Consider the following 11,926-nt stretch of genomic DNA (forward strand, 5'->3'; position numbering starts at 1 on the left):
CGGAAGAACCGACTATTCTCCCTATTTCTCAATTTTTAATTCTCAATTCTCAATTTCCTCAATTTCCCCTTTATACAGTAAGACGAGGTTCGGGTACACTATTCCGTCCGTACAAGTAAACTGTATGCCGATTACGAAGTGACGGAAGAACTTAGCCTGACGGAAGAAGAAGTTCGGTATCAGGCGCACATAAGTTTCCGGCTGGAGCATCATCTCTTCCATATCCACCATCATGGCAAAGTTATAATACGGGGAAAGACTGCCTACCCCTTCTTCATACACCGAAGTTCCGCCCAGCACATCCTTATTCTCGACGGCGTCTATATAGGCGGAAAGACTCTGCGCATCGGGCGCCAGCAACAAGGCTCCCTTATAAAAACAGGCGTAGGTGTGAAGCGCGGATTCCGTAATGCCGGTCAGTTGCGTCAGCATAGTATTCCGGGGCAACATGTACTGCCGGTATTTCCTCGCCTGCGGATATTGCCTGTAACCGGGAGAGGTCCGCGGCACTGCCGGGGCGTCCTCTTCTTTCGGAGTAACATATAGCAGATGTTGCAGATAACGTTCCGCCTGCGCTTCATCTTTCACGGCAACACTCATTACGGCGCAAGGACGACGGTCGGTTGTGTCTTTGGATTGGAACAGGCAGGACATGATGCTCTCTCCCGCATGCTCTTTCATAAAATCCATCCACTCTTCATCCCGCTTCTTGATATAATCGGAATAAGTAGCTTTGGCATATTCCTGCCGCGAAGTAAAGCCGAACATGGCTTCCAAATCCGAAATGGCCCACTGGTCGTAGAAGAAAGTAGAGGCCGGAAGCCGCTCTCCCGAAAACCCCTTTATCGGCATCTGCCTGCGAAGCGCGTTGATAAACGTCCGGGTAGTATCCGAACCGTGACTGATACCGGAACAATACACGGCTTCCTCATTGAACTTCATATCGAACTCCGCCCAGCTTCCCAAGCGTGTCTGCGAACGGATGCCGTCCGTATCCTTTCCCATGCCCACCTCTTTCATGCGCACGTACACCGTTGCCGCCACATTATTGCGTTTGCCGGCATACATGGTACGGAAAGAAGGCATATCCATCAGCGATTGCCTGGAACGGCGGGCATCGATGACCTGCTCTATCAAACGCTTCTGAAAGCTGACCGCCAGAAAATCCGGCGTGAAATAGACCGCAAGGAAACGTCCGTCCGCCATGGGATAGATACGTATTTCCTCGCCGTTATAATCGAAGTATTTAGAGGGGAAAGTACTGGAGCAGTACTTACGCACAAAAGATTCCACCAATTCGTAATCTCCCGAGCCCAAGCTGCAATACAACACCTGATTCAAAGGAGTATCCGGCTCGTGAAAACTGATAAGCATCTTGTTCATCTGCCTGCTCAACCCGTGCGGAGTGTCGCCTACCAGCGTATTGAGATACTTTTTCAAGTAGGCGAAAAGCTCCGAAACATATAGGAAGTGGTCATCCTTGCTGCAATGCAACCCGTTGATGTCTTCCATCAAATCCGCCACGCGGTCTGTCTCAAGTACAGCCGTAGCATCTTGCGGAACCAAGGTAAAGAGATTAAAATCCTGCCGGTTTTCCACCGCGTTCATGCGCAGGAACGAGTATGCGCCGAAGCCCGTACATAGCAGCACTATGGACACAATAACGGCTATTCGTATAAGTACTCGAAGCTTCATGGCATTTATTCATCAACTGTTGGCAAAAATAAACATTTCTACTAATAAAACAAAACAAATGTTTTAAAAAGTTTAGAAATCTATTTTCATCCCGTCATAAGCAAAATGCACATGGGGCGGCAGTTGGCTGTCTATTTCGGCATGCAGTCCTGCGTGATGGCTCATGTGGATGAAATAAGTTTCCTTCGCGCCAATACGTTCCGCAGCCGCCAACGCTTCCGATATGCTCTGATGCGTAAGATGCGGTTGCGGCCGCAAAGCGTTTATTACCAAAACGTCCAGCCCCTGCAATTGTTCATACGAGGCGTCCGGCATCGTAAGCATATCCGTTACATATCCCAGGCGTCCGCCGATACGGTAGCCCAGAATGGGTAAACGCCCGTGCATCACGGCCACCGGCAGTATTTCCGTTCCCCGTACAGAGAAAGGCTTGCCCGCTTCCACTTCCCGCAAATAGATGCGCGGCACGCCCGGATACTTCTTATCCACAAAGCAGTAAGGCATCCGCACCCGCAGATGGGCGGCTGTGTAAGCATCCGAATAAATAGGTATCTCCGAAAAACGGCAGAAAGGGCGCAAATCGTCCAATCCGCCCACATGGTCGTAATGCTCGTGGGTTATCAGTACGCCGTCTATCCGCTCGTAAACGGCAGCGCGCAACATCTGCGTCCTGAAGTCGGGGCCGCAGTCTATCAATATCGTCGCGTCGTCCGTATGCAGCAGAGCCGACGTGCGCAAGCGGTTATCCCGCAAATCGGCAGAGGTGCAGACAGGGCACGTGCAACCTATTTCCGGCACTCCGGTAGATGTTCCGCTTCCTAATATGGTCAGTTTCATAACAGTAATAAGTAAATGGCGGTTAATCACTCTATAAAGTTTACTTCCGGATGAATCTCCACCCCGAACTTCTCCTTTACAGAAGCTCTGACGGCATCCGACAGGGCAACCACGTCTTTTCCGGTCGCACCGCCCAGATTCACAAGCACCAGAGCCTGCTTGTCGTGTACGGCGGCAGGTCCTAAAGCCTTGCCTTTCCAGCCGCACCGGTCTATCATCCACCCGGCGGGAATCTTCACCCGCTCGGCGTCCACCTCGTAATGGGGCATGGCGGGAAATCTGTCCAGCAACGCTTCAAATTGCGCACGGGGCACGATGGGGTTCATAAAGAAACTTCCGGCATTACCCAGCACTTTCGGGTCGGGCAGCTTGCTTTCGCGGATAGCTATAATCACACGGCGCAAAACAGCTAAATTCACCGACGGATACTTGGCAAGTTCCTGACGAATCGTACCGTAATCCAGCGTGTAACGCTCCTTCTTACTCAGTACGAAATTCACGTAAGTCACAAAGACCGACTTCATTTCAGGCTTTTTGAAAAGGCTTTTCCGGTAAGCGTACTCACATTCGTCTTTTTGGTAAACACGCTTCTCGCCGCGAATGTTTATCGTCTCCACAGACGCGATGATGTCTTTCACCTCTACGCCGTAAGCGCCGATATTCTGTACGGCGCCCGCACCCACCTCACCGGGTATCAGCGACAGGTTCTCCGCGCCATACCAGCCCCGCTCTACGCAGTAAGCCGCGAAATCGTCCCATATCACGCCTGCGCCCACACGCACACGCACCCGCTCATCATCTTCCGCGGTCACTTCCACTCCGCCGATGCGCGAGTGCAGCACCATGCCGTCATAATCTTTCACAAACAACAGGTTACTGCCGCATCCTATATGCAAAAAAGGAGAAGTGACGCGCCCTTCGGCTATCCATTTCTCCAGTTCCTCTACCGAGTGATATTCCGCATACACGGCGGCTTTCACATCGAATCCGAATGTATTGGGTATTCTCATAAATCTCAAATGCTCGTATCTTCGTATTTATACATTTTCCACTCGCCGCCCCGTCTCCAGAAATAGAAAACGTTGGAATATCCGTTGCCGATACCGTTCACTTTCAGAATTTTCGTATTCGAATTGTCCTCGTTCTTCTGTCCGTAGTTGATGTTGGACAACTTGTCTACGGGCAGCGGCGGACGGAAAGCATACCACTGGTTCACATCGAGGGTGGTCTCCAATATGGCAAACTCATCGTCGGGGTCGATGGTGACAAACTGCAACGGGTCGGCGATATGCTTGCTCTGGTACAGGCTGTCCGTCACAAAACGGGTATAGAAATCCACAAAATTCTCACCTTCACCTTCCTCGATATGGCGCAGATTTATGGCTTCAAGCATCCACATGCCTTCCTTGCGTTCAAAGTAATATTTCTTCACCATGCGCGTTTTCAGGTAAATCCATTCCACCTGTACGGATTTCAATGCGGTGTCGCCCACCATATCCATGTCGCTCTCACGGTCGAAAAGCAACGTGTAATAGTTCTGCTTCGTAAACAGGTAGTCGTGCTTCCAGAAACGCTCTTCTATTTTTGAAGGGGTATCCCGGTTGTAATAAGGCAAAGGAAACACCGTCCTCTCCCGCTGCAAAGCTTCGTCCGAGGCATAGTTGAAGATAAAATCATCAAACAGTTCGTCCGCTTCCAACGGTTTGGGTTCTTCCTTCACTTCCGCCTGTTGCAGCGTATCGGCCTTATGACCGGCCGAATCCACCATTTCGGTAATGGTAGCAAAGGGATCCATTTGCGTCTTCCTGTTCCCGCATGAGAACAGAAAGACGAGTATAAAAAATCCCGTTAGTAATCGTTTCATTCTTTACTGACCCTCTACGGTCATTTATTTAATTTCGCTCTTAATTTTTCAAGCATATCCACAGTCATGGACTCCAGGTCAAATTGCGGCATCCAGTCCCATTCCTCGCGGGCGCAGGAGTCGTCCAGAGAGTCGGGCCAACTGTCGGCGATGGCCTGCTTCAAAGGGTCTACCTCGTAGGTCATTTCAAAGTCGGGCACATGCTTCTTGATAGCGGCGTAAATCATTTCCGGGTCGAAGCTCATGGAAGCGATGTTGAACGCATTCCGGTGTTTCAGGCGCGCCGGAGCGGCTTCCATCAGCGAGATAGCCGCATTGATGGCATCGGGCATATACATCATGTCCATAAATGTACCCGCCTTTACGGGACATACGAACTTCTCGCCTTTCACGGCCGAGTAGAAGATGTCTACCGCATAGTCCGTCGTACCGCCACCCGGGGGCGTCACGTTGGAGATGATGCCGGGGAAGCGTACCGCACGGGTATCCACCCCGTATTTCGTATAATAATAATCGCTTAACAATTCTGTCGTCACTTTTGTTACGCCGTACATGGTGCGCGGGCGCTGAATAGTGTCTTGCGGCGTCTTTACGTGGGGAGTGTTTTCTCCGAACGAACCGATGGAGCTCGGCGTAAATACGGCGCAACCATACTCACGCGCCACTTCCAGCACGTTCCACAACCCGTCTATACCTATTTTCCATGCCATGGCCGGGCGGCTTTCGGCAACTACCGACAGCAAGGCTGCCAGATTATAAATTGTATCGATCTTGAATTGTCGCGCCACAACTTCAATGGACTGGCGGTCTGTCACATCGGCTATGGCCGAGGGACCCGAGGCTTTTAATTCACCCTGCGGCATAGCGCTCGGAATATATCCGGCTACAACATGGTCATCACCATAGCGCTTGCGCAACTCTAATGTCAACTCCGAGCCAATCTGTCCTGTGGCTCCGATTACCAAAATATTTTTCATACAACTTATTTATAAGGTATTCTTTCATTACCGAGGCGCAAATATACGCACTTTTTTTTCATTTTTCTATCAAAAAGATATTGTTTATTCCAATAAAAATGATGTCCTTTGTAGAGCTTCAAATAACGATGTATCACTTATTAAAATAGAACGCTATGTATGGTAAAATGAAAGACCATCTCAGCAAAACTCTTGCTGAAATAAAAGAAGCCGGACTCTACAAAGAGGAACGCCTGATTGAGAGTGCGCAACAAGCCGCTATCACCGTGAAAGGCAAGGAAGTACTGAACTTCTGCGCCAACAATTACCTGGGATTATCCAATCATCCCCGCCTGATAGCCGCCGCCCGAAACATAATGGAACGCCGCGGTTACGGCATGTCGTCCGTACGTTTCATCTGCGGAACGCAGGACATTCACAAAGAACTGGAAGCCGCCATTTCCGATTACTTCAAGACGGAAGACACCATTCTGTACGCCGCCTGCTTTGACGCCAACGGCGGTGTGTTCGAGCCTCTCTTCACCGAAGAGGACGCCATCATCTCCGACTCCTTGAACCACGCTTCCATTATCGACGGCGTGCGCCTGTGCAAAGCCAAGCGTTACCGCTATGCCAATGCCGACATGGCGGAGCTTGAAAAATGCCTGCAAGAGGCCCAGGCGCAACGTTTCCGCATCATCGTGACGGACGGTGTGTTCTCCATGGACGGCAACGTGGCTCCCATGGACAAGATATGCGACCTTGCCGAAAAATACGACGCGCTGGTAATGGTGGACGAATCTCACTCCGCCGGCGTGGTAGGCGCTACGGGTCATGGCGTGAGCGAGCTGTATGGCACGTACGGACGTGTGGACATCTACACCGGTACGTTAGGCAAAGCCTTCGGCGGCGCTTTGGGTGGTTTCACCACAGGCCGCAAAGAAATTATCGACTTATTGCGTCAGCGCAGCCGCCCGTACCTGTTCTCCAACTCCCTGGCTCCGGGCATCATCGGCGCGAGCCTCGAAGTGTTCAAGATGCTGAAAGAGAGCAACGCCCTGCACGACAAGTTGGTAGAGAACGTAAATTACTTCCGCGACAAGATGACTGCCGCCGGTTTCGACATCAAGCCTACCCAAAGCGCCATTTGCGCCGTAATGCTGTATGACGCCAAACTGTCTCAGATTTATGCGGCACGCATGCAGGAAGAAGGTATCTATGTAACCGGTTTCTACTATCCCGTTGTACCGAAAGACCAGGCACGCATCCGCGTACAAATCTCCGCCGGACACAATAAGGAGCATCTGGATAAATGCATCGAAGCGTTTATAAAGGTAGGAAAGGAATTGGGAGTACTGAAATAATATAAAAAAAGCGATAGAGTGGTAAAATGGTAAAAAACAGATTACTCTATCGCTTTTTTATTATATTCAAGTACTAATTCTTCTGCCAGATATTCATCACTCAGACAGTGCATATCAGCCACTCCGTCATTTATTAAACCATAGGTTTCCGAATCATAAAAAAAGCCCAAGGCATCTTCATAAGACAAATGTACCCGTTCTGCAAACAACCTGACAATGCGGGCGTATTTCATTTGTAGAATAGTTTTATTTGCTATCATTTTTGCTTGCTTCAATTGTTATTTCAGTAGCTTTCTTAAATTTCAGATGATGTAGAATTACATTCTGATTCAGTATACAGATTTGATGATTGGGATATTCAAAAGCCAGTCTTCCTAAAGCATCTTCTTTACTCATCTCACCGGCAAAATACAAATCAATCGTGTTGAAAACTTTATCATCCGCTATACCACCGGATACAATGTCATATATCACCCCACCGTTACCTTTACGACATGCACCTACATACTCCAACCAGGCTTCGTCATATCTGTCGAATGTCATAACATTGTATTCAGACAAATCTTCATCTAATACATACTCATTAATATAAGCTTTTTGCCCTCTGCGGAGAAAACGCATCGCATATTTTTCAGCCTGCTCACGTATTGCAGTAAGATAGAAGCCCTTCCCAAAATCCAGAAAGTCACGCGAATAGCTCACATCCGGTCTCTCTATAATATACGGCGAAGCATGATACAATATCATTGCAAAACTCCTTTCTCTTTCATATACGATACAATATCTTCCACCAGATAATCTTTACCGAATGTATGCAGCACGTCATACCCCGGCACAATATACTCCATTAAAATACCGGAGTCTCTCAACAGCCGATACACGTTTCCTGCGCTCATTTTCAATGCATCCGCTACATTGCCCACGCAAAACATCGTGAAATTTAATTGTTCAAAGTTCATATTCTTTAATACTGCAAAGCAGAGTATCTGATTATCTCTAAAAACAAAGATACGCAAAAAACTCTATATTTTCTGCGTATCTTCCAAAAAAATCCCATTAGGGATAATCAGTATACTTATCTTCTTTCGCCCAGTTTCGCATCGACAAAGAACACTCCGGCAGCACCGGCTTTCTTTACCATATCTACGATACCTGCGGCAGTAGCTTCTTCTTCCACCTGTTCGCGAACGAATCCCCACAAGAAGTCTTGAGAAGCTTTATCTTTTTCAGCGGCAGCTACGTCAACGAGGGCGTCAATCATCTTTGATACGCGGCATTCGTGTTCGTAAACCTGTTCGAATACTTCCAGCGGAGTACCGAAATCGTTGGGAACAACGTCAATCTTATCCAATTTAGCCTTACCGCCGCGCTTGATGATGTACGATGCCAGTTCGCAAGCATGTTCGTGCTCTTCGTGCGCCTGCTTTTTCAACCAGGAAGCCATACCGCAATAACCTTCCTTATCCATATAGAAAGACATTGCCAAATAAAGGTTGGATGACCACATCTCAGCCGTAATCTGCTCGTTAATTGCATTCTGTAATTTTTCTGTTATCATAATTGTATTTATTAAGTAAATTGAAATGATTACAAATGTAACAAGAACACACGAATATTGTTCACCCCAATAACATTATTTAGTAAAAAAAGCGTAACATAACTTTTCAAATGCAACAATCGGATTACAATGAAGCCGGATTGGGGGGCGACGGCTCTTGCAGAATGGATGCAGCATCAAAGCAAGGACACACTTTTATCCATTCTTCAGGTTCTATCTCGCCGTTGCCGTTCAGGTCGGGACTGAGGTCGCGATGCCCGCAAAGGCGGCTGCCGGGATAATCGCGCAGCAATAACATAACGAGTACCCTCAGTGAGTGTTTCTGGAAATCGGTACGGGTATCGGCAGGCCGTCCCCGCTCGTTCAGCCCGCCCTCGTAGCAGATGCCGACGCTGTGGGCGTTGCAGCCTCTGGCATGCGCACCGGGACGTTCCAAAGGCCGGAGCGTCTTTATATCACCGTTCTTACGGATATAAAAATGATAACCTGCGCCGGAGAAGCCCCGGCGCAGGTGGTCTGTTGTCAGGTCGTGTTCCGTATAGCTGCGGTCGCAGCGGGTGGCGGAACAGTGGACAACGATGAGGTTGATGAATCTCATTTTGAGTTATGAGTTATAAATTATGAGTTATGATTTGGCTACATGGGCATTGCGTGCGCGCCCAATGCGCCGAGAACGGCTGATGCCACTGCGATTACGATTTTAAGGAGCTTGTCCCACCAGGTTGATTTTGTTGACATAAGAGTTTAGGATTTAAAAGATGAATACATAAAGTTATTGTTCAGTCGGGAAATCAGGACGGAAAGGCTATCCGAGAGGGTTCTCCTCTTCGCCGCTGTTGCCGCCGCCATTACCGCCGCCCGAGCTGCCGTCAGCAGGTTTATCCAGCGAGAAAGCCACATTGGCCGGACTACGGGTGACGGCCGTACTGCCATTCACCAGCTTGAGACCCTTGTCGGGCACGAAGCGGATATTCACTTTGGAAATATTCCTGACCGTACAATCTTCCGACTTCTCCACACCCGGACAGCGGAACGTCATGTGAAGCGTACCGAGCTGATTCAGTTTCACCTTGTCGCCGTTGGCAAGATTTGTCTGAATTTCTTCCACAAGGGCTTCGATTACGTGCTTCACATCGCCTTTCGTCATGGCGCAATTTTTCTGAATACTGGCGGCAAGGACATCGATATCCACCGTGCCGCAGGTTTTGGGTTTCTGACGAAGATAATACAGTTTCTGAGAATCAGGATTCGTCACATCCTTCCGGCGCAGAAAGCGCTCTACAAGTACATCCATAAAAAATAAAGTTTAGGTTAAAAAAAATACATATCAAAATTCCATGTAAAAAGGAAGAGTAAACAGGCGCCTTAATCAATGATTTTCCCTTTCTTTAAGCACATAACAAAGATACGAAATCTACGAGGCGAAGTCAAGTATCCAGCCATTTATTTTCTATAATTCGTTCACTTTTTTCTCTGAAAATCAGATAAAAAAACAGACGGTCTGTTTGCTCCGTACAGACCGTCTGTTTCACCGTTGCAGACCATGCGTTTACCCTGTTTGCACCGTCTGTTTTTTTATATTCTCCTATATAAGTAATGAATACATTATAATCGGATTGTTATTTCGCGTTTCTCATCAGCCATTCCGTAGGCGGAACATATTCGCCAAGTTTCGTCATGCTGGGGTTATGCGCAAAGTACACATCCCCTGTCTCACCGTTGCGGTGCTTCGCCACCATCACCACTCCCAAACACTCCGTAGGATACTTGCTTACCGGTTCTGTCTTGATGCCTGACAGCGCAGGGCGGTAAAGCAGCATCACCATGTCCGCGTCCTGCTCGATAGCCCCGCTTTCGCGCAGGTCGCTCAAGATAGGACGGCTGAAAGGCCGTCCGTCGCTTCCCCGGTTCAACTGGCTCAGGAGCAGAACGGGCACATTCAGTTCTTTTGCCATGAGTTTCGCCTTGCGGGTGGTCTGCGCCACTTCTTGTTCGCGGTTGCGGTTCTTCTGGTCGGACTTCATGTCGCAGAGTTGCAGATAATCCAGAATAATCATGTCACACTTGCCTTTGCTTTGCAGCATACGCGCCGAAGAGCGCACCCTGTCCATACTCGTCACCGGATGGTCGTCCACGTGGATAGGCAGTACACGCAAGCCCGTAGCGGCTCTCCTCACCTGCTCCACCTCATCGGCGGTGAGTTGTCCGCCGCGCAGGTGGCGGGCATTGACATCCGGTGAGGCGGCCACCAGCCAGCGGTCGCCCAGGCGCTCACCCTGCATTTCGAGGCTGTACACCGCCACATGATGTCCTGCGATGGCGGCCGCACGCGCCAGATGCAGGGCGAAGGCCGTCTTGCCTACGGCGGGACGGGCGGCAATGACATTCAAGTCGCCCCGCTGCCAGCCCGAAGTCAGGCGGTCGAGGTCGGCCAGACCGGTGGGGATACCTGTGATGCCGTTTATGCCGGAAGCCTGACGGGCATCCACTTGTTGCAGCGTATCATCCATCAAGGTATCCATATCGCGCAAATGGTCGATAGTGCCGCATTCTCCCTCAAAACGGTCCAGCAGGTTGTGGGCATCCACCAGCGTGTCGGCAATATCCGTGGTTTCATCGGCGGCAAGGGCCAGCAATTTATGGAAGCCGAGTATCATTTCACGCCGCAAGTGCTTCTCATGCAAAATCCGCACATGATACTCCAAATGCACCGACGACACCACCCTGCCGCTGATACGGACCAGTTCATACGGCCCGCCCGCGGCATCCAGCTTGCCGCGGGCGCCAAGCTCGTTCTTCACGGTGATGATATCTATCTGCCTGCCATCCCGGTACATCGCCTGCAAGGCGGCATAAATCAGCGCATTCTTCTCAAAGTAGAACATTTCCGGACGTAGCCGGTCGGCCACCATCGGCATGGCCTCACGCTCTATGAGGCAGGCGCCAAGTATAACTTCTTCAAGTTCCGCATCCTGCGGGTTCAGTATTTCACTCATTGCATTACGGTTGTCATCGTCGGCCGCCGGCCGCTAATATTCGTATTCATTCAAGAAAGCCTTGTTGGAGAGGTAGTTCACGGCTTGCAGACAGAACAAGGTGCTGTTGAGATGGCCGTAATAGTTTTCGATGTTTTCTACGGCGGCGGTACGTTCGTTGGCGGAGAGCTTGTTCCAGCTTTTGCGCGCTTTGGCGGGATTCACTTTGTCCTTGCGGGTAATCTCGTGGTACTGCTCCCAGAAATCATTGAAACCGTTGTCGGGCGGTGTGGCGGACGCCGCTTCCTTTTTCGGCGCGCGGGGTATCCAGGCGTCATAATCGGGGATGCGGATATGGGTGGAATGTCCGTCGTCCAGATGCACCAGCCGTTTGCAATCGAACATTTTTTTGAAGAAACGCATGGTACGGCTACGTCTCCAACCGAAAATTTCGGTCCACTGCATATAGCTGAACAGACTTTCGCCACGTGCGCACACATACTCTGCCCCGTTGCGGCGATAAACGCTCTCCTTGTAATTGGCATAGAGCAACACACGCAGAAAGGCTTCCTGCTCTCCGGCAGCTTCCGGACACTCGCATATAATCTCATGGATTAGTTGTCGGGGAACCATGAGATACCCCTGTTTGGTGGATTCTAACATTTTATCGTTTTAAA

At 49.7% G+C, this 11,926-nt stretch carries 15 protein-coding genes; 1 reads left to right on the plus strand and 14 read right to left on the minus strand.

What is annotated here, in order from left to right; translation table 11 throughout:
- Window positions 1-42: 42 nt before the first annotated feature.
- The 5 genes from BHV73_RS09490 to BHV73_RS09510 all read right to left on the minus strand — a co-directional run bounded on the left by BHV73_RS09490 (window position 43) and on the right by BHV73_RS09510 (window position 5,373).
- On the minus strand, window positions 43-1,695 hold the full coding sequence (locus BHV73_RS09490) for a DUF3352 domain-containing protein (protein ID WP_286738086.1): 1,653 nt from the start codon (window positions 1,693-1,695) through the stop codon (window positions 43-45).
- Window positions 1,696-1,767: 72 nt separating this feature from the next.
- Entirely contained in the window at window positions 1,768-2,532 is a 765-nt protein-coding gene (locus BHV73_RS09495; RefSeq protein WP_286738088.1) for an MBL fold metallo-hydrolase, read from the minus strand.
- Window positions 2,533-2,558: 26 nt separating this feature from the next.
- Window positions 2,559-3,542 carry a UDP-N-acetylmuramate dehydrogenase gene (gene murB / locus BHV73_RS09500; protein WP_286738090.1) on the minus strand — a complete coding sequence of 328 codons (984 nt, stop codon included), beginning with the start codon at window positions 3,540-3,542 and terminating at the stop codon, window positions 2,559-2,561.
- A 5-nt stretch (window positions 3,543-3,547) separates the two neighbouring features.
- Complete coding sequence (locus BHV73_RS09505) at window positions 3,548-4,396, minus strand: DUF4348 domain-containing protein (RefSeq protein WP_286738092.1); 849 nt, start codon at window positions 4,394-4,396, stop codon at window positions 3,548-3,550.
- 20 nt (window positions 4,397-4,416) lie between these two features.
- A complete protein-coding gene (locus tag BHV73_RS09510; protein ID WP_022218410.1) occupies window positions 4,417-5,373 on the minus strand; it encodes an NAD-dependent epimerase/dehydratase family protein in 957 nt (318 codons plus the stop codon).
- A gap of 155 nt (window positions 5,374-5,528) precedes the next feature.
- Between BHV73_RS09510 and kbl the strand changes: the two genes are divergently transcribed.
- Window positions 5,529-6,716: a glycine C-acetyltransferase gene (kbl, locus tag BHV73_RS09515; protein ID WP_009121642.1), complete on the plus strand. Its 1,188-nt coding sequence runs from the start codon at window positions 5,529-5,531 to the stop codon at window positions 6,714-6,716.
- A 41-nt stretch (window positions 6,717-6,757) separates the two neighbouring features.
- Here the strand turns inward: kbl and BHV73_RS09520 are convergent, their stop codons facing one another.
- The 9 genes from BHV73_RS09520 to BHV73_RS09560 all read right to left on the minus strand — a co-directional run bounded on the left by BHV73_RS09520 (window position 6,758) and on the right by BHV73_RS09560 (window position 11,912).
- A complete protein-coding gene (locus BHV73_RS09520) occupies window positions 6,758-6,949 on the minus strand; it encodes a DUF3791 domain-containing protein (RefSeq protein WP_022218411.1) in 192 nt (63 codons plus the stop codon).
- A gap of 13 nt (window positions 6,950-6,962) precedes the next feature.
- Window positions 6,963-7,463 (minus strand): DUF3990 domain-containing protein, encoded by a 501-nt coding sequence (locus tag BHV73_RS09525; RefSeq protein WP_087427056.1) that lies wholly within the window; start codon window positions 7,461-7,463, stop codon window positions 6,963-6,965.
- Window positions 7,460-7,675, minus strand: coding sequence for a DUF3791 domain-containing protein (locus BHV73_RS09530; protein ID WP_009121639.1), 216 nt, complete (start codon window positions 7,673-7,675; stop codon window positions 7,460-7,462). The genes BHV73_RS09525 and BHV73_RS09530 overlap by 4 nt, the downstream gene beginning before the upstream one ends.
- Window positions 7,676-7,791: 116 nt before the next feature.
- Window positions 7,792-8,274: a ferritin gene (locus BHV73_RS09535; RefSeq protein ID WP_009121638.1), complete on the minus strand. Its 483-nt coding sequence runs from the start codon at window positions 8,272-8,274 to the stop codon at window positions 7,792-7,794.
- 124 nt (window positions 8,275-8,398) lie between these two features.
- Window positions 8,399-8,872, minus strand: coding sequence for an N-acetylmuramoyl-L-alanine amidase (locus BHV73_RS09540; protein WP_286738099.1), 474 nt, complete (start codon window positions 8,870-8,872; stop codon window positions 8,399-8,401).
- Window positions 8,873-8,910: 38 nt separating this feature from the next.
- Window positions 8,911-9,012 carry a smalltalk protein gene (locus tag BHV73_RS09545; protein WP_162609559.1) on the minus strand — a complete coding sequence of 34 codons (102 nt, stop codon included), beginning with the start codon at window positions 9,010-9,012 and terminating at the stop codon, window positions 8,911-8,913.
- A 67-nt stretch (window positions 9,013-9,079) separates the two neighbouring features.
- Window positions 9,080-9,568, minus strand: a complete 489-nt coding sequence (locus tag BHV73_RS09550) for an HU family DNA-binding protein (protein WP_009121622.1) — start codon at window positions 9,566-9,568, stop codon at window positions 9,080-9,082.
- A gap of 325 nt (window positions 9,569-9,893) precedes the next feature.
- Window positions 9,894-11,270 (minus strand): replicative DNA helicase, encoded by a 1,377-nt coding sequence (gene dnaB / locus BHV73_RS09555; RefSeq protein WP_118467294.1) that lies wholly within the window; start codon window positions 11,268-11,270, stop codon window positions 9,894-9,896.
- Window positions 11,271-11,303: 33 nt separating this feature from the next.
- On the minus strand, window positions 11,304-11,912 hold the full coding sequence (locus BHV73_RS09560) for an LvrA C-terminal domain-related protein (protein ID WP_087426819.1): 609 nt from the start codon (window positions 11,910-11,912) through the stop codon (window positions 11,304-11,306).
- Between the last annotated feature and the right edge of the window lie 14 nt (window positions 11,913-11,926).

It is taken from the genome of Bacteroides sp. 44_46 (assembly GCF_001915465.1).
Classification (GTDB): domain Bacteria; phylum Bacteroidota; class Bacteroidia; order Bacteroidales; family Bacteroidaceae; genus Bacteroides; species Bacteroides clarus.